The organism is Nonomuraea sp. NPDC049158 (assembly GCF_040648335.1).
In the GTDB taxonomy this organism is placed as follows: domain Bacteria; phylum Actinomycetota; class Actinomycetes; order Streptosporangiales; family Streptosporangiaceae; genus Nonomuraea.
The window spans coordinates 352,076-368,067 of sequence record NZ_JBEZDM010000003.1; the positions used below are offsets into that span (position 1 = coordinate 352,076).

General features: G+C 69.6%; 16 protein-coding genes and 2 pseudogenes. 12 read left to right on the top strand and 6 right to left on the bottom strand.

Annotation, left to right across the window (positions count from 1 at the left end; genetic code table 11):
- Positions 1 to 13 precede the first annotated feature (13 nt).
- Positions 14 to 1,036 (bottom strand): substrate-binding domain-containing protein, encoded by a 1,023-nt coding sequence (locus AB0B61_RS09265; RefSeq protein ID WP_358429920.1) that lies wholly within the window; start codon positions 1,034 to 1,036, stop codon positions 14 to 16.
- A gap of 160 nt (positions 1,037 to 1,196) precedes the next feature.
- Between AB0B61_RS09265 and AB0B61_RS09270 the strand changes: the two genes are divergently transcribed.
- The 6 genes from AB0B61_RS09270 (at position 1,197) to AB0B61_RS09295 (ending at position 7,015) form a co-directional block, all read left to right on the top strand.
- Positions 1,197 to 2,207 carry an asparaginase gene (locus tag AB0B61_RS09270; protein WP_358429922.1) on the top strand — a complete coding sequence of 337 codons (1,011 nt, stop codon included), beginning with the start codon at positions 1,197 to 1,199 and terminating at the stop codon, positions 2,205 to 2,207.
- Positions 2,208 to 2,209: 2 nt separating this feature from the next.
- Positions 2,210 to 3,085 (top strand): polysaccharide deacetylase, encoded by an 876-nt coding sequence (locus tag AB0B61_RS09275; protein WP_358429924.1) that lies wholly within the window; start codon positions 2,210 to 2,212, stop codon positions 3,083 to 3,085.
- Between the two features lie 81 nt (positions 3,086 to 3,166).
- Positions 3,167 to 4,477 (top strand): MFS transporter, encoded by a 1,311-nt coding sequence (locus AB0B61_RS09280; RefSeq protein WP_358429927.1) that lies wholly within the window; start codon positions 3,167 to 3,169, stop codon positions 4,475 to 4,477.
- Entirely contained in the window at positions 4,474 to 5,250 is a 777-nt protein-coding gene (locus AB0B61_RS09285) for an SDR family NAD(P)-dependent oxidoreductase (RefSeq protein ID WP_358429930.1), read from the top strand. The genes AB0B61_RS09280 and AB0B61_RS09285 overlap by 4 nt, the downstream gene beginning before the upstream one ends.
- A gap of 16 nt (positions 5,251 to 5,266) precedes the next feature.
- Complete coding sequence (locus AB0B61_RS09290) at positions 5,267 to 6,049, top strand: 3-oxoacyl-ACP reductase family protein (protein ID WP_358429932.1); 783 nt, start codon at positions 5,267 to 5,269, stop codon at positions 6,047 to 6,049.
- Positions 6,050 to 6,145: 96 nt separating this feature from the next.
- The gene (locus AB0B61_RS09295) at positions 6,146 to 7,015 is read left to right on the top strand and encodes a hypothetical protein (protein WP_358429935.1); all 870 of its coding nucleotides are present in this window, start codon (positions 6,146 to 6,148) and stop codon (positions 7,013 to 7,015) included.
- Here the strand turns inward: AB0B61_RS09295 and AB0B61_RS09300 are convergent.
- Positions 6,993 to 8,177 carry an ROK family transcriptional regulator gene (locus AB0B61_RS09300; RefSeq protein ID WP_358429938.1) on the bottom strand — a complete coding sequence of 395 codons (1,185 nt, stop codon included), beginning with the start codon at positions 8,175 to 8,177 and terminating at the stop codon, positions 6,993 to 6,995. The two genes, AB0B61_RS09295 and AB0B61_RS09300, sit on opposite strands and share 23 nt — an antisense overlap.
- A gap of 130 nt (positions 8,178 to 8,307) precedes the next feature.
- On the opposite strand from AB0B61_RS09300, the gene AB0B61_RS09305 reads away from it, so the two are divergent.
- Genes AB0B61_RS09305 through AB0B61_RS09315 form a run of 3 tightly spaced genes read left to right on the top strand, consistent with a single transcriptional unit; the run spans position 8,308 to position 11,425 of the window.
- Positions 8,308 to 9,678: an extracellular solute-binding protein gene (locus AB0B61_RS09305; RefSeq protein WP_358429941.1), complete on the top strand. Its 1,371-nt coding sequence runs from the start codon at positions 8,308 to 8,310 to the stop codon at positions 9,676 to 9,678.
- Positions 9,675 to 10,604, top strand: coding sequence for a sugar ABC transporter permease (locus AB0B61_RS09310; protein WP_358429944.1), 930 nt, complete (start codon positions 9,675 to 9,677; stop codon positions 10,602 to 10,604). The genes AB0B61_RS09305 and AB0B61_RS09310 overlap by 4 nt, the downstream gene beginning before the upstream one ends.
- Positions 10,604 to 11,425: a carbohydrate ABC transporter permease gene (locus AB0B61_RS09315; protein WP_358429945.1), complete on the top strand. Its 822-nt coding sequence runs from the start codon at positions 10,604 to 10,606 to the stop codon at positions 11,423 to 11,425. The genes AB0B61_RS09310 and AB0B61_RS09315 overlap by 1 nt, the downstream gene beginning before the upstream one ends.
- A 29-nt stretch (positions 11,426 to 11,454) precedes the next feature.
- On the opposite strand, the gene AB0B61_RS09320 is transcribed toward AB0B61_RS09315, so the two are convergent.
- Together AB0B61_RS09320 and AB0B61_RS09325 are read right to left on the bottom strand one after the other, a co-directional pair.
- Positions 11,455 to 11,955 (bottom strand): NUDIX domain-containing protein, encoded by a 501-nt coding sequence (locus AB0B61_RS09320; RefSeq protein WP_358429947.1) that lies wholly within the window; start codon positions 11,953 to 11,955, stop codon positions 11,455 to 11,457.
- A gap of 59 nt (positions 11,956 to 12,014) precedes the next feature.
- Positions 12,015 to 13,595: a serine/threonine-protein kinase gene (locus AB0B61_RS09325; RefSeq protein ID WP_358429949.1), complete on the bottom strand. Its 1,581-nt coding sequence runs from the start codon at positions 13,593 to 13,595 to the stop codon at positions 12,015 to 12,017.
- A gap of 541 nt (positions 13,596 to 14,136) precedes the next feature.
- Between AB0B61_RS09325 and AB0B61_RS09330 the strand changes: the two are divergent.
- Positions 14,137 to 14,313 (top strand): annotated as a pseudogene (locus tag AB0B61_RS09330) (transposase); the annotation flags it as partial.
- A 64-nt stretch (positions 14,314 to 14,377) separates the two neighbouring features.
- On the opposite strand, the gene AB0B61_RS09335 reads toward AB0B61_RS09330, so the two are convergent.
- Positions 14,378 to 14,722: a hypothetical protein gene (locus AB0B61_RS09335; protein WP_358430440.1), complete on the bottom strand. Its 345-nt coding sequence runs from the start codon at positions 14,720 to 14,722 to the stop codon at positions 14,378 to 14,380.
- A gap of 332 nt (positions 14,723 to 15,054) precedes the next feature.
- Complete coding sequence (locus AB0B61_RS09340) at positions 15,055 to 15,468, bottom strand: transposase family protein (RefSeq protein WP_358429951.1); 414 nt, start codon at positions 15,466 to 15,468, stop codon at positions 15,055 to 15,057.
- Here AB0B61_RS09340 and AB0B61_RS09345 point away from each other — a divergent pair.
- Positions 15,408 to 15,653 (top strand): annotated as a pseudogene (locus AB0B61_RS09345) (transposase family protein); the annotation flags it as partial. The gene AB0B61_RS09340 and the pseudogene AB0B61_RS09345 sit on opposite strands and share 61 nt — an antisense overlap.
- 108 nt (positions 15,654 to 15,761) lie before the next feature.
- Positions 15,762 to 15,908 (top strand): hypothetical protein, encoded by a 147-nt coding sequence (locus AB0B61_RS09350; protein ID WP_358429954.1) that lies wholly within the window; start codon positions 15,762 to 15,764, stop codon positions 15,906 to 15,908.
- The last annotated feature ends 84 nt before the right edge of the window (positions 15,909 to 15,992 follow it).

Below are 15,992 nucleotides of genomic sequence, written 5' to 3' on the forward strand. Positions count from 1 at the left end.
GCCTGATCCGGGATCAGGCGCCGGCCGTCTTCCGGGTGAGGGCGGCGTAGAGCTCCGGGTCGCTCGACGCGCGGACGATGAGCTCCGGTCGGAGCAGCTCGGTCTCCCCCTGCTCGCCCTCAAGGACCCGGACGAGCTGGTGCAGCCCGCGGCGCCCCATCTCGTGCATGGGGGAGCGGACCGAGGTGAGCGGGACCGGCAGCTCGGCGGCGAGCGGGGTGTCGTTGAAGCCCACGACCGCGATGTCCGCCCCGACCCGCAGCCCGTGGTCGCGCAGCGCGCCGATCGTGCCGATGGCGCCGAAGTCGTTGACCACGAAGATCGCTGACGGGAGCGGGCCCGTCGCGAGCAGGCGTTCGGCCCCTTCGTGGCCGCCGCGCGCGTCGAAGCGCGAGTGCACGATCCGGTGCTCGGGGATCGGGAGCCCGGCCTCGCGGAATCTCTCGACGAAGCCGCTGGTGCGGTCGATGCCGGTGCTCGCGTACGGCTCGCCGGCGACGATCGCCACCTCCTCGTGCCCGAGCCCCAGCAGGTGCTCCGCGGCCATCCGGCCGCCGAGCCGGTCGTCGCAGACGACCGCCGGGTGCCGCCCGGCCCGCCGGTTGACCAGCGTGAACGGGACGCCCCGGGCGGCGACCTCGTCGAGGAAGCCCGTGTCCGCGTGCGCGTCGCCGAAGATCATGCCGTCGACGCGGCGGCCGAGGACCATCTCCGTACGGGCGCGCTGGACGTCGGACAGGTCGCGCGTGTTGGTGACGAACGTCGACAGTCCCGACTCGGCGGCGGCCTCCTCGATGCCCTCGTAGATGGTCGCGAGCACCACGTCGGACAGCCGGGGGACCAGCACGCCGATCAGGTTGCTGCGCTGGGTGCGCAGGCTCATCGCGTGTGGGTTGCGCTGGTAGCCGAGCTCGTCGGCGAGCTTGCGGACGCGTTCCACGGTCGGGCTCGACGCCGCCCGCAGACCTTCGCCGGGCTTGGCGTGCAGCACTCGCGACACCGTGGAGACGTGCAGGCCGAGCTGGTCGGCGATCATCTGCAGCGTAACCGGCCGCGCCCTCTTCGCACCCAATGTCCCTCGGCTTCCGGCTGGGGTTTTCTTGATTTTAACGTGAAGTTCTTGACATCTCGTAGGCGCAGGTCAGATGCTACCAAACGTTTGGCGCAAACGTTTGGGTAACTGAGGAGGCCGTCGAGTGTCCAAGGTCATCGTCCTGTCCACAGGAGGGACCATCGCGACCCGCCGGGACGGGCAGGGGGTGGGTCTCGCCCAGGATCGGGCGGGCGAGCTGCTCGGCCGTCTCCCGGTCGACCCCGGGGTGGAACTCGTCGGGCGGGACGTGCTCTGCGCGGGCAGCTACCTGTTCACGCTCGCGGACATGCGCGAGGTCGCGCTGCGGACCCGAGAGGCGTTCACCGACCCCGATGTGCTCGGCGTCGTCGTCACCCACGGGACCGACGGCATGGAGGAGACGGCCTACCTCGTCGATCTGTTCCATGACGACCCGCGGCCGGTCGTGTTCACGGGGGCGCAGCTGCCGGCCGACGCGGTGGACGGGGACGGCCCGCGCAACCTCGCCGACGCGATCGCGGTGGCGGCCGGCGGCCGGGCCTGCGGGCTGGGGGTGCTGATCGGCTTCGACGGCCAGATCTTCGCCGCCTCCGGCACCCGCAAGACGCACACGCTCGCCTCGTCGGCGTTCTCCGCGCCGGACAGCGGGCCCTTGGGACGCGTGCGCGACGGCCAGGTGAACATCGTGATGACGCCCGCGCGGGCCAAGCCACTGAACCTCGACACCTTCGACCTCGACGGAGTCCGTACCGACATCGTGGCCCTCTACCCGGGCTGCGACACCGCCGCGCTGCGCGCGGTGGTCGACGCGGGCGCCACCGGGGTCGTCCTGCAAGCGCTGGGCGCCGGCAACGGCAACCCCCGGATCAGGGACGAGGTGGCCCGGATCACCGAGGCCGGCGTCGTCGTCGCCCTGTCCACCCGGGTCGACGCCGGACCCGTCGCCGCCCTGTACGGCAACGGCGGTGGCGCGGATCTCGTCGAGGCCGGCGCCATCCCCACCGGAACCCTGCGCTCGCCGCAGGCGCGCGTCCTGCTGAGCGCGCTGCTCGGCGGCCATCGCGACCCGGTCCGGGTACGCGAGGAGCTGCGCGCGCGGACCTGGAATACCTCTCCGATCGAAAGGACGAAGTGACCATGCCCAAGGAGATTCTCGTCGCGTACGGCGTGGACGTCGATGCCGTCGCCGGCTGGCTGGGCTCGTACGGCGGGGAGGACTCGCCGTGCGACATCTCGCGCGGCCTGTTCGCCGGCGAGGTCGGCGTCCCGCGGCTGCTGCGCCTGTTCGAGAAGTACGACCTGCGGACCACCTGGTTCATCCCCGGCCACTCCATCGAGACCTTCCCCGACCAGACCCGCCAGGTCGTGGCCGGTGGTCACGAGATCGGCGTGCACGGCTACTCGCACGAGAACCCGATCGCGATGAGCAGGGAGCAGGAGAGCGCGATCCTCGACCACTGCATCGACCTGGTCGAGAGGTACTCCGGCAGCAGGCCGACCGGCTATGTCGCCCCGTGGTGGGAGTTCTCGCCCGTCACCAACGAGCTCCTGCTGGAGCGGGGCATCAAGTACGACCACTCGCTCATGCACGACGACTTCACCCCGTACTACGTCCGCGTAGGCGACTCCTGGACGAAGATCGACTACTCCCGCCCGGCGGCCGAGTGGATGAAGCCGCTGGAGCGCGGCCAGGAGACCGACCTGGTGGAGATCCCGGCCAACTGGTACCTCGACGACCTCCCGCCGATGATGTTCGTCAAGGCCAGCCCGAACAGCCACGGCTTCGTCAGCCCGCGCCACCTCGAAGAGATGTGGCGGGACCAGTTCGACTGGGTCTATCGCGAATCGGACTACGCGGTCTTCACCATGACCATCCACCCCGACGTCTCGGGCCGGCCGCAGAGCCTGCTCATGCACGAGCGCCTCATCGAGTACATCAGCGGCCACGAGGGCGTGCGCTGGGTGACCTTCGACGAGATCGCCGACGACTTCAAGGCCCGCTCACCCCGGTAGCGGCCCCGCGCCTGTCCATGCCGGTCCGGTGATGACGCATGCGCGAAACCCCCCACTCTCTTTCTCCGAAAGGGCATCTCCATGACAACCACCTCATCGGGCACCCGGCCCTTCCCACGTGTCGGGGTGCGGCAGACGCGCAAGGCCACAGTGATCGCGCTGTTCGCGTGGATCTTCGCGGTCTACGACTACATCATGTTCGGGACGCTGCTGCCGGAGATCTCCGGCCAGTTTCAGTGGTCCCCGGCGCAGGCGTCACTGATCTCCACGCTGATCTCGGTGGGGACGGCGATCGTGGTCCTCGGGGTGGGGCCGCTGGTCGACCGGCTGGGCCGCCGTAAGGGCATGATCATCACGGTGTCGGGCACGGCGCTGGCCTCGGCGGTCTCGGCCGCCACGATGAACGCCGCCTACCTGGTCGGCGTGCGCTCCATCGGCGGGCTCGGGCTCGCCGAGCAGTCGGTCAACGCCACGTACCTCAACGAGATCTACGCCGTCACCGAGGACGAGAAGATCAAGAAGCGCCGCGGCCTGATCTACAGCCTGGTCCAGGGCGGCTGGCCGCTCGGCACGCTGCTGGCCGCCGCCTTCATCGCGCTGTTCCTGCCGCTGGTCGGCTGGCGGGGCTGCTTCCTGCTGGCCACGTTCCCGGCCATCGTGATCGCGCTCCTGCGGCGCGGCCTGCGCGAGACGCCGCAGTTCGAGCTGCAGCAGAAGATGGACCGGATGCGCAAGGAGGGCCGTACGGAAGAAGCGGCCGTCCTCGCCCGCGAGTACGGCGTGTCCGAGGGCAAGTCGGCACCGTTCCTGGAGATCTTCCGGGGGTCCGCGCTGCGCAACACGCTCGTCCTCGGCTTCGCCTGGTTCGTCAACTGGTTCGGCATCCAGGTGTTCAGCGTGCTCGGCACGACGGTCCTCACCCAGGGCAAGAACGTCAGCTTCACCAACTCCCTGCTGATGTTCATCGTGATCAACGCGGTCGCCTACGTCGGCTACGTCTTCCATGGCTGGGCCGGGGACCGGTTCGGCCGGCGCAACGTGATCGCGTTCGGCTGGATGGCCTCCGGCGTCATCTTCGCGCTCATGCTGCTGGTCGCCAACGGCACCTTCGCCGTGGTCGTGCTGTACTCGCTGGGCATGTTCTTCCTGGTGGGGCCGTACTCGGCGATGCTGTTCTTCATGGGCGAGTGCTACGACACCCGCTGCCGGGCCACGGGGACCTCGTTCATCAACGCGATCAGCCAGCCGGGTGCCATCGCGGCCGGCGCGATCATCACCGCGATGCTGGTCGCCGGCTCGGACTGGAACCAGGGAGCGCTGCTGGTCGGCGCGCTGGGCACGTTCCTGTCGGGATTCGTGATGTTCGGCGCGCGGAAGGTGCCCGCGCTGTGACCGCTCCCGACCTTGACGGGCAGGTCGCCGTCATCACCGGCGCCGCCAGCGGGATCGGCCGCGCGCTGGCCGTCTCGTACGCCGCCCAGGGCGTCCGCACGGTCATCGGCACCTTCCCCGGCGACCCGCACGACCCCGCCGAGACCCTCCGCCAGGTGGAGCAGGCCGGTGGTGCCGGCGTGGTGCACGAGGTGGACGTACGGGACGCCGCGCAGGTCGAGGCGTTCGCCCAGCGCGCGGTCGACGAGTGGGGCCGCCTCGACATCGCGGTGGCCAACGCCGGAGTGCTGCGCCGGGCCCCGCTCGCGGAGCTCACCGACGCGGCCTGGGACGACATGCTGCAGGTCGACCTGACCGGCGTCCTGCGCACCCTGCGCTCGGCGGCCGCCCGGATCTCTGGTCCCGGCGCGATGGTCGCCGTGTCCTCCATCGCGGGCGGCGTGTACGGCTGGGGCGAGCACGCCCACTACGCCGCCGCGAAGGCCGGGGTGCTCGGTCTGTGCCGCAGCCTGGCGGTGGAACTCGCGCCCCGGCAGATCCGCGTCAACTCGGTCATCCCCGGCCTCATCGAAACCCCGCAGTCGTCGGACCCGGTGAACTCACTCGGCCCCGACGGCCTGGCCCGAGCCGGCCAGGACATCCCGTGGGGCCGGGTGGGCCGGCCGGCGGAGGTCGCCTCCGTCATCCGGTTCCTCACCTCGGCCGACGCGGGCTACATCACCGGTCAGAACATCGTCGTCGACGGCGGGCTCACCGTCCGCATGCCCGCCTGAGCCAGAGGAGGAACCCATGCCCGCCCCGGAACCCGTGCCCGCCCAGGGACATCGGCCCGGCCTGGAACATCGGCCCGCTCTGGAACAGCGGACCGCGCTGATCACCGGTGGCGCGAGCGGCATCGGCCGCGCGATCGCCGAGGCGTACCTCCGTGAGGGCGCCCAGGTCGTCCTGGCGGACCTGGACGCCGAGCGGGCGGCCACCGACATCGGGGCGACCGGGCACGTCGCCGTCGACGTCAGCGATCCCGGCTCCGTCGCCGGGGCCGTCTCCAGCGTGCTGGACCGGTTCGGCCGAATCGACGTCCTGGTCAACTCCGCCGGCATCCTCACCGAGGCACCGCTGGTCGAGATGGACCCGAAGGTATGGGCGGAGACGATCGCGGTCGACCTCACCGGGGTCTTCCTGTGCTGCCGTTACGTCGTGCCGCACATGGTCGAGCGGCGCTGGGGCCGGGTGATCAACATCGCCTCCCAGCTCGGCATCAAGGGCGGCCGCTCACTCAGCCACTACGCGGCGGCCAAGGCCGGGGTCATCGGGCTCACCAAGTCGCTGGCGCTCGAGGTGGCCGAGCACAACGTACTGGTGAACGCGATCGCGCCCGGCCCCGTAGAGACCCCGCTGGTGGCCGGGATCACCGACGAGTGGAAGGCGGCCAAGCGCGCGGAACTGCCCCTGGGCCGATTCGGCCGCCCGGAGGAGATCGCGCCGACGGCGGTCCTGCTCGCCGGCGACCCCGGCGGCAACCTCTACGTCGGCCAGACCCTGGGCCCCAACTCCGGTGACGTCATGCCGTGATCCGTGTGGCGGGCCTCTGGGAAGAGCGAGTGGCTGATGTGCGGCGCGTGCGGGCCGGGAGAGCCTACTGATGTGTGGGCGGGGTGGTGATGGCTGATGTGCGGTGCTTGCGGTGAGCGCGGGGACGCGGACTGGGCGCGGCCCTGGGTGGCCGGGCCGGGCGCCCGTGCGGCGGTGGCTCGCGCGGTCAGCCGGGTACGGTCGTCTCCAGGGGTGCGGATCTCGCCCGCCGCCGCCGGCTGGCTCGTCGTCCGTCCCACCGGTGGCTCCGTGGTCTGCGCCACGCTCGGCGAACTCGTCGCCGCGGTACGCGCCGCGTCGCCCGGCTCCGCCACCGGGCCGCCCGGCTCCGCCACCGGGCCGGATCTGGGCCGCTCCTCGGGTGGCGAGATGGCCGATTCGGCAGGTTCCGCGTCGTTCGGCCCGATCGCCTCGCTCGACCCGGCGCACCCCTCGGGGCGGTTGTCGGTCCCGGTGGCGGATGGCCGTTCGGGCATCGTCCTGCGCGTGGACCCCCTCGCGCCGCCAAGCCCCGCGCTTGGTGCTGCGGCGGTCGACGTAGTCGTGCCGGACCAGGCGGTCGACGCGGCGCTGCCGAACGAGGCGGCCGTCGTGTTAGTACCGGACGAGGCGGCGGCGCTCGCCGTACTGGCCGAACTCGCGACGCCGGTGTGGCTGCGACGGCTCTACCTGGCGCGCGTGGAGGGCGTGAGCGCGCCGTGGGGCCAGCCGTTGGATGGCCCGTCCGTGCCGCTCCCCGGATCCGCGGCGCTCGCCGCCGATGCGGTCGTCCGGCTCGAATGGGCACGGCAGGCGGGCCGGTTCGACGACACGGCCTTCGCCCTGAGCTGCCCTCTCGACGACGACGCGACGCTGCTGGACGTGGAGATCCGCGCCGGTCACGTGGTCCGCGCCCATACGCAACCGTACGGACGCCTGGAGATCAGCGGTTCAGGAGCGTGCTGAGCCGGGGCGCGTACGTGGCGTGGAAGACCAGGGACGCGGCGCCGATCGCGGCGGCGTCGGCGGCGATGGGGGAGGTCGCCACCTGGACCGTGTGGAGGCGGCGGGCCAGGGGCCGGGTGGCCACGGCCGCGGCGACCACCTGGCGGTAGACGTCCGCGACCTCGTACATGGCCGGGCCGCCCAGCACCAGCAGGTCGATGTCGAGCATGTTGACGATGCTCACGGCGGCGTCGGCGAGCCGGGCCGCGACCTGGCCGATGACCGTACCGGCGAGGGGATCGCCGGCCGCGGCCGCCGCGCAGATCGCCGCGTGGTCGAGAGCCTCGGCGGTCAGCGTGCTCTCGGCGCCCTCGGCCAGCCGCGCACGTACGGTCGCCTCGATCGCGCTCGGGCAGCAGACCGCCTCGACGCAGCCGCGATTGCCGCAGTAACAGTCGGGGCCGTCCGGCGCCACCGTGATGTGGCCGAACTCCCCGGCGTTGAGGGAACGGCCGCGGTAGATCTGGTTGTCGAGGAACAGCCCGCCGCCGATGCCGGTCCCCAGATACAGGTAGGCGAAGCTCGGCGCGGCCCGTGCCACCCCGGCCCAGCGCTCGCCGATCGCCGCCGCGGTGGCGTCGTTGTCCGAGGTCACCGGGAAGCCGGCGTGCTCCTCCAGCAGGCCTTTGATGGGCACGTGGTCCCATCCGGTCAGGCGCGGCGGGACGTTCATGATGCCCTCGGCGTCGAGCGGTCCTGGACAGGCCAGGCCGATGCCCAGCACCTTGCGGTCGGGTACGTCCGCTTCGCGCAGCACCCTGCGGGCGGTGCGGGCCATCTGGCGGATGACCGCGTCGGGCGCGAGGCCGGGGCGTACGGCGGTGTGCAGCTTGGCGACCGGCTGCCCCGCCAGGTCGGCCAGCACGTACGAGATCTCGCCGGGGTCGAAGTGGATGCCGACGGCGTAGCCGGCGGTCGGATCCACCCGCAGGATCGTGCGCGGTTTGCCGCCCCGGGACGGGAGCGAGCCGTCCTCGATGACGAGACCCTCCTCCAGGAGCCGGCGCACGATGACGGAGACGGTCTGGGCGGTGAGCCCGGCGCGCCCGGCGATCTGGACGCGGCTGATGCCATCCGAGACCTGGATCGCCTCCAGGACGACGGCCCGATTGAAATGGCCCACTTTCGGAAGATTTGTCCCCTTCTGCATATGACTGCTCCCCGTGTTTTTGAGCTTCCGTCGTTGACTTAATAAATCAAAAAGATTTACCGTCTCGTCAAGTCAGTTCTGTGGGCCGGTGAGAAGGAGTCCCATGAGACGAGCGATGGTGGCCTCGATCCTGACAGCCGCGTTAGCCGCCACGGCCGGCGCATGTGGCGCGGACACGCCGCAGAAGAGCGCCAACGGGGCCAAGGAGATCGAAGTCCTCTACAAGGTGGAACCCTCCTGGCCGCACCTGGAGAAAATGCTCAAGCAGGCCAAGACGCAGTACGAAGCCGCGCACAAGGGCGTGACGATCAAGCTGACCGCGGTCCAGGGCGGCAACGAGGTCTACTACACCAAGCTCGCCCTGCTGAACCGCTCGGCCGAGTCGGCTCCGGACGTGTACATCCACGACACCTTCCAGGTCAACGCCGACGTCGCCGCAGGCAAGCTGGCCCCGCTCGACGACTACCTGAAGACCTGGCCCGACTGGGCCACCCAATACCCCGACTCGGTCAAGCAGGCCGCCAAGGGCCCCGACGACAAGATCTACGGTGTGCCGATCAGCACCGACACCCGAGGGCTCTGGTACAACAAGGACATCTTGACCAAGGCCGGCATCCAGCTGCCGTGGCAGCCCAAGACCTGGGCGGACGTGCTGACCGCGGCCCGCGCGATCAAGCAGAAGGTGCCCGGCGTGGTCCCCTTCAGCATGTACTCCACCAAGCCGCACGGCGAGGCCGCCACCATGCAGGGCTTCGAGATGCTGCTCTACGGCACCCCCGGCGGCACGCTCTACGACGACACCCAGAAGAAGTGGGTCTCCTCCGGCAAGGCGTTCACCGACTCGCTCGCCTTCATCAACACGATCTACCGCGAGGACCTCGGCCCGAAGAAGGCCGACGCGTTCAACCCCAAGCTGGGGGAGAAGATCGGGCTCGACTGGTTCCCCAACGGCAAGATCGGCATCGACCTCGACGGGGCCTGGATGTCGGGCAGCTGGAAGCCCACCAGCACCAAGCCGTGGCCGCAGTGGGCCGAGAAGATGGGCTGGACCGCCATGCCGACCCAGAACGGTCAAGCGCCCGGCGCCGTCAGCATGTCGGGCGGCTGGGTCATGGCGATGAGCTCGTACGCCAAGGACAAGAAGGACGCGTGGGACTTCATCGCCACGGCGACCAACAAGGACAACACGCTGCTGTACTCCATCGGCAGCGGTGACCTCGCCCCGCGTAAGGACGTGGCCGCCGACCCGAAGTACACCGCTGACAACCCGAGCGTGAAGTTCTGGTCCGATCTGGCGTCGGTCACGCACTACCGCCCGGCGTACGAGGTCTATCCGAAGGTCTCGGCCGAGGTGCAGAAGGTCATGGAGGCGATGACGACCGGCTCCAAGACCCCGGAGGCGGCGGCCAAGGAGTACGCCGACGCGCTGCCCGGCGTCGTCGGCGGCCCGGACAAGGTGATCCCCGGCTCATGACCGTCACGTCCGTGACGCCACCACGGCTGGCCGGTTCCCCCGACAAGGGGGAGCCGCGCCGGCGGGCCCGGCGTACCCTGCGCTGGCTGCTGCCGCTCGGGCCCGCCCTGATCATGTTCGTGATCTTCATGGTCGGGCCCATCCTGTGGAGCGTCTACATCGCCTTCACCAACGAGACGCTGACCGGCGCCGCGTCGGTGAACTCGCAGTTCATCGGCGTGGACAACTTCGTCAAGATGTTCAGCGACGAGGACTTCCGCAACTCCCTCCTGCTGACCTTCGTCTTCGTGATCGGCTCGGCCGTCATCGGCCAGAACACCCTCGGCCTGATCATCGCGCTGCTCCAGCGGGGCCGGGGACGAGCGGTCAGGAGCGTGGTCAACGGCATCGTCATCGCGGCCTGGGTGGTGCCCGAGGTGGTCGCGGCGGCATGCTGGTACTCCTTCCTGGCCGAGGAGGGCACGCTCAACGAGGCACTCGGCGCCCTCGGCTTCTCCCAGGACTGGCTCTACAGCGCGCCCATGATCGCGATCATCCTGGCCAACGTGTGGCGCGGCACCGCGTTCTCCATGCTGGTCTACTCCGCCGCGCTGTCGGACGTACCGGGGGAGTTGCTGGAGGCGGCGGCGGTGGACGGGGCGAGCACCTGGCGGCGGCTGGTACACATCACGCTGCCGCTGATCCGCCGCTCGATCCTGTCGAACCTCATGCTGATCACGCTGCAGACCCTGGCCAGCTTCGGCCTGATCTACGCCCTCACCGGCGGCGGTCCTGGCACGGACAGCCAGACCACCCCGCTCTACATGTACGAGCAGGCGTTCCGCTACTTCGAGATCGGCTACGGCAGCGCGATGGCCCTGGTGATGCTGGTCATCGGCGCCGCGTTCTCCCTCGTGTACCTGCGATTGATCAAGGTGGACACCTGATGACGCGCCTGGCCGCCCGTGGCGCGGCACTCATCTCGCTCGCGGTGATCGCGCTGGCCTTCCTCGGGCCGTTCCTGTGGGTGCTCCTGGCCTCGCTGCAACCCGACGCCAACCTGGCCGCGCAGCCGACCTTCCAGTTCTCGCTCAAGAACTTCAGCGCGGTGCTGACCTGGGAGACCATCTACCACCCGATCATCAACTCGATCCTCATCTCCGGCAGTACGGCGATCCTCACCGTGATCGTCGCCGGGCTCGCCGCCTACCCCCTGTCCCGCTACACCCTGCGCTTCAAGCGGCATTTCATGCTGACGCTGCTGTTCACGACCGGCCTGCCGGTCACGGCGATCATGGTGCCGGTCTATTCGATGTTCTTCCGGTTCAACCTGTACGGGTCGATCCCGGCCATGGTGCTGTTCCTGGCCGCCAGTTCGCTGCCGTTCTCCATCTGGATGATGAAGAACTTCATGGACGGCGTGCCGGTGAGCCTGGAAGAGTCCGCCTGGGTCGACGGGGCCGGCTGGGTGCAGTCGCTGCTCAGGATCGTCGGGCCGTTGATGGCGCCCGGGGTGGCCGTCGTGGCGATCTTCGTCTTCGTCGGCCAGTGGGGGAACTTCTTCGCCCCGTTCGTCCTCCTCGACACGCCGGAGAAGCAGCCGGCGGCGGTGACCATCTACACCTTCTTCTCCCAGTACGGTCAGGTCGCCTACGGTGAGCTGGCCGCCTTCTCGATCATCTACACGACCCCGGCCGTGGTCCTCTACGTCGCCGTGAACAAGTACCTCGCCGGTTCCTTCAGCTTCGCCGGCTCAGTGAAGGGCTGAGCGCCGTTCAGTGAAGGGCTGAGCGGTGGTCAGTGAAGGGCTGAGCGGCGGTCCCAGTACGCGGAGACGACCCGGGTGTGCAGCGGAAAGGCCAGCTCCCGCGGCTCGTCCAGCACCGACCACTCCATGGTCTCGGCCGTCGGCACCATCGGCGGCAAGGCGGCCGAGACGGTCGGCGGCGCCAGGCCGAAGACCAGCAGGGTGCCGTCGGGAGCGCTGTGCGCGTCGAACAGCCGCACGCGGTCCGCGTCGACGACGACGGCCGTCTCCTCGCGCAGCTCCCTGGCGGCGGCCTGCTGCCAGCTCTCGCCGACATCGATGAACCCGCCGGGCAGGGCGAGCTCCCCCCGGCGCGGCTCGATGCCGCGCCGGACCACCAGCAGGCCGTCGTCCACGGGCAGCAGCAGCACCGCGACGGGTAGCGGGTTGAGGTAGGCGGTGTTGCCACAGCCGGCGCAGGTGCGCGGCCACGCCTGGTCGGATGCGAACGCCTGGCCGCAGAAGGAGCAGTGCGAGTTCCTGATCGCCATGGGGTGAGACTATGACGGTCCGTCGTGGCTGGGGTCCTTGAGGGGGTATCCCATCGAGACTAGCGATGCCGGTCGAGGGCCTTGGTCACGAGTTTGGCCGTGCGGTCGGCGGTGGTGAAGCCCGGCTGCCGGCCGGTGTGGTAGACGACCACCCAGACGTTCGACAGGCGGAACGAGATCTGGGTCCGGTAGATCGTGTCCACGATGGATTCGCCCCGGGTGTAGCTGTACGCCTCGTCGCCGACGTCCGGGCCCTTGCGGACCTTGGTCCCCGGGTTGCGCTTCGGTTCCTCCTTCATCGTCTTGACCGTGTACTCCTGGGCGGTGTGCGCGGCCGAGGCATCCGCCAGGCGGTTCGCCGTGACGCTCACGAACGCGCCGTTGTCGGGCCGGGTCCACATGCAGGCGGTGGCTGTCTGGTACTGGCGTTTCACCGCGCCGCCGAGTAGCGAGCGCGCCTGGGCGTTGGTCAGCAGGCCACACGCCTCGAAGTCGCGCCCGAACAGCGTCCGGGCGGCCCCCGTCGAGCGGGACGTCGGGGCCGGGGTGGAGGTGTCGCCGATCGTTTCGCTGAAGGTGGCGGTGAAGTTCGGCAGAACCTGCACCAAGACCACCACCCCTGTGGCCAGGGCCAGCACGACCGCCAGACCGGCGCCCAGGAGGATGAGGGGCACGCGGCTGCGCCTGGGCACAACGCCGGCCTGGGTCCGCTCGCGGTGCAGGGCCGGGTCGGTGCCGGCCGTCCTGGACGAGGGTCCCGTCCTGGACGGGGGCCCTGTCCTGGACGGGGGCCCAACGGGCGCCGGGCCCACCTCCGCCCAGGCCTGCACGGCGCCCTGGGCGATGGCGTTCAGCCAGTCGGCCACCTGGCCGGGGGCGCAGCGCCGTACCGGATCCTTCTCCAGGATCGCGGCGAGCACGGGGGCGAGCGGGCCGGCCAGCCGGGCGGGGGCGGGCGGCTGCATGAGCACGGCCGCCATCACGGCGGCCTGGTTGGCGCGGGCGAACGGCGGCCCGCCCTCCACCGCCGTGAACAGCGTGGCGCCGAGCGACCACAGGTCGGCGAGCGGGCCGTCGGTCTCGCCGCGCAGGCGCTCGGGGGCGATGTAGCCGGGCGAGCCGGTGAGCAGGCCGGTCTGGGTGAGCGCGGCGTCCCCGGCGACGGTCGCGATCCCGAAGTCGGTCAGCAGCACCCGTCCGTCGTCGGTGAGCATGACGTTGGCCGGCTTGACGTCCCGGTGCAGTACGCCCGACGCGTGCGCGGCGCCCAGCGCGTCGAGCATCTGGAGGCCGATCCAGGCCACCTGGCGCGGGGGCAGCGGGCCGTTGGTGCGTACGGCCTGGTCGAGGGAGCGTCCGCGGACCAGCTCCATGACGATCCACGGCCGGTCGCCGTCGAGGACGACGTCGTGCACGGTGACGATCGACGGGTGGGAACGCAGCCGCGCCGCGGCCCGCGCCTCACGTAACGTACGTTCGGCCAGCTCAGTACGTGCCGCCTCGTTGAGATCCGGAGGTAGCCGGACCTCCTTGACGGCCACTTCCTGCCGCAGCAGCTCGTCCATCGCCCGCCAGACGGTGCCCATGCCGCCCTGGCCGAGTTGTGACAGCAGCCGGTAGCGGCCCGCGAGCAGCGTCACCGGACCGCCGCGCTTCGCGCACGTCCTGACGTGTTCTCGGCCCCGGAGCCACCCACTGCTTCCTCCGCTATCGGTCCTATGCGGACAGAAGTGATATTAGGGGTCTGTGCTGCCGCGTGGGCACTTACTGCGGAGTCGCGCCGATCGGTGCTCTCCCTCAAAAGGGCCTCCGCTTCGCTCCGGGCGTTCTTCCTCCCCGCCCGTCACCCGATTCGGTGGTTGGCCGTCTGATGCCCACCCGCCCACAACGGCCCTCCGCTTCGCTCCGGACGTCCTCCCAGGCGGGCTGACGCCCGCCCCCTGAAGGGCCTCGCTACGCTCGGACCGCCTTCCCAGGAACGCTTCGCCGGCTCGGCTGATTGGAGCGGACCGAGCACGGCGGCAACTCATCGAAACCGGCACCAACTCAGCCTGTATCCCCAAGACCGACCCGCAGGGACGCCTCCTTGTTGCGGTAGCCATCCAGACTGCTCAGAGCATATTTGAGAAGATCGTTCATGTTCAGCGTGGCGGCTGGTACAAATGCCGCCAGAGTGGCCGGATGCCCCCAGATCGCGACCCCTCGGACCTGACCGACGCACACTGGGAGCTGATCGAGCCTTTACTCCCCGAGCCGAACACCGGAGGGCGCCCGGAGAAGCATCCGCGACGGGAGATCGTCAACGCGATCCTGTATGTGGTGCGCTCGGGCTGCCCGTGGCGGTATCTGCCCACCGACCTTTATGCGGAATTTGAGGTCGGAGGTCAAGCTGTATCCAACCGGGCCTCGAAGAGGGGCGGCATCAGGCCTTTCGCTGGCCGCACAGCCCCCACGTGTCCAAGCCGGAGTAGATGTAGGCCGTCTTGCACTGTGGCGCGGCCATGCACTCTGCCTCTCCCATGTAGATGGCCACGAGTGAGTCGGCGCTGCGCCACCAGGTGTCCGCCAGGCCGACGACCTCGGCGACCTCCTCGTAGGCGTCCAATTGGAGAGTATCGACGTCCTGGCCGGTGACCATGGTGATCGTCTTCGCGCAGGTGGACGCGTGATGTGCCAACGCCACAGACTCCACCCAGCCTTCGACGGTCTCGTGCAGGGGCATCCAACTGTCGCTGTGGACGCCGAACTCGCCGTGGGGGCCGATCATGAAGCTGTAGGGAACCGCGGTCCGCTGCGCTCCTGCTTCGAACCACCATCCTGCTTCCGGTGATCCTTCAGGGATATCAGGGTTCAAGATCTTCGGTCCGCCGTCATAGTGCGGAGCAGGGGGAAGCGCGAGTCCGCCCCAGCGCCTTGCGTAGGCAGCCACTCGGTCGATCTCTGCGGCCGGGATACCGAGTCCGAGCCAACGTGCCCGGTACTGATCAACGTCGAGAGGGGCGACCCGCAAGGCGTGCGCGCTCACGAAGTATCGAGCCCGACGCGTGAGTTCCTCGGGAGGGTCGACCAGGTGGAGACTCACGCGAGGACGTTATCTCATCAGTCGGCGCTCCGGGGCGGGCCTTGGCTCCCGCGCCGTGAGCTGAGGAAACGGCTCCTCGCGGACCGGCCGGGCGGCGGCAGCCAGGCAGGCCGGCTCGGGGCGCGCAAGTCCGGATCGTATCCGGCAATAAACCGGCCGATCTTCGCCGAGGAGGTTGCGCCGCTGAGCACGGCGAGCAGGGGTAACGTCAGCAGTGGGCCGAGCCGATAGCGACGTCCCCGGCGACAGCGCGGGTCAGGCAACGTGTCCAGGACCTCGGCCACGGTGGGCAGTTCGCGCCCGGGGGTGCCCCTCAACCACCCGGCCACATCATGCCCGCAGGGGCTCACCAGCCGTGAACGCTTCGGCCCTGATCGCCACACCAGACGGGACGATCGTGTGGACCTCGAGAGTGCTGCCGGGCAAGACATATGACCTGACTGCCGCCCGCATCTGGGGCATCCTGCGCGCGTTGGAGAAGGCGGGGATCATCACCCTGGCGGACAAGGCATATCAAGGAGTCGAGGGTCCACTCGTCACACCGTACAAGGGCAAGAACAAGCCCGAGTCTCAAAAGCAGGCCACCCCCCGCGCCCGCCTTCGCGGACCGGGCGAATTCCGCTATCCCGAATGCGCAGCGGACCAGACGTAACGTGGATATTGCCGGCAATTGTGTGCGGCTAGGCTCAACGTCAGATGTAAAGACGCACAGGAGGTGGTGTCCATGTCCGCCAAGAACGCTGATCTCGACGGTTTCGACTACGAGACCTATGCGAGGACTTCGGAGAACAACATGCCGCGCAGCGCGTCATTCAGTCCGCTGACCGCGGCTGAGCAGCATGAAGTTGAGCGAGTTCTGAAGCTCAGCTAAACCCAACTGCTGTACATACAGCAAAACGCCCAGGCGTTGTCCGGGTGCAAACCCGGGCAACGCCTTCTCGGTGCATTATCTAGG

What these genes read in the sequence shown, in the direction of transcription:
- AB0B61_RS09315 (WP_358429945.1), top strand. Translation starts at nt 10,604, where the DNA reads ATGACGCGCCTGGCCGCCCGTGGCGCGGCACTCATCTCGCTCGCGGTG.
- AB0B61_RS09310 (WP_358429944.1), top strand. Translation starts at nt 9,675, where the DNA reads ATGACCGTCACGTCCGTGACGCCACCACGGCTGGCCGGTTCCCCCGAC.
- AB0B61_RS09295 (WP_358429935.1), top strand. Translation starts at nt 6,146, where the DNA reads ATGTGCGGTGCTTGCGGTGAGCGCGGGGACGCGGACTGGGCGCGGCCC.
- AB0B61_RS09320 (WP_358429947.1), bottom strand. Translation starts at nt 11,955, where the DNA reads ATGGCGATCAGGAACTCGCACTGCTCCTTCTGCGGCCAGGCGTTCGCA.
- AB0B61_RS09335 (WP_358430440.1), bottom strand. Translation starts at nt 14,722, where the DNA reads ATGATCGGCCCCCACGGCGAGTTCGGCGTCCACAGCGACAGTTGGATG.
- AB0B61_RS09350 (WP_358429954.1), top strand. Translation starts at nt 15,762, where the DNA reads ATGTCCGCCAAGAACGCTGATCTCGACGGTTTCGACTACGAGACCTAT.
- AB0B61_RS09280 (WP_358429927.1), top strand. Translation starts at nt 3,167, where the DNA reads ATGACAACCACCTCATCGGGCACCCGGCCCTTCCCACGTGTCGGGGTG.
- AB0B61_RS09275 (WP_358429924.1), top strand. Translation starts at nt 2,210, where the DNA reads ATGCCCAAGGAGATTCTCGTCGCGTACGGCGTGGACGTCGATGCCGTC.
- AB0B61_RS09290 (WP_358429932.1), top strand. Translation starts at nt 5,267, where the DNA reads ATGCCCGCCCCGGAACCCGTGCCCGCCCAGGGACATCGGCCCGGCCTG.
- AB0B61_RS09305 (WP_358429941.1), top strand. Translation starts at nt 8,308, where the DNA reads ATGAGACGAGCGATGGTGGCCTCGATCCTGACAGCCGCGTTAGCCGCC.
- AB0B61_RS09340 (WP_358429951.1), bottom strand. Translation starts at nt 15,468, where the DNA reads ATGTCTTGCCCGGCAGCACTCTCGAGGTCCACACGATCGTCCCGTCTG.
- AB0B61_RS09265 (WP_358429920.1), bottom strand. Translation starts at nt 1,036, where the DNA reads ATGATCGCCGACCAGCTCGGCCTGCACGTCTCCACGGTGTCGCGAGTG.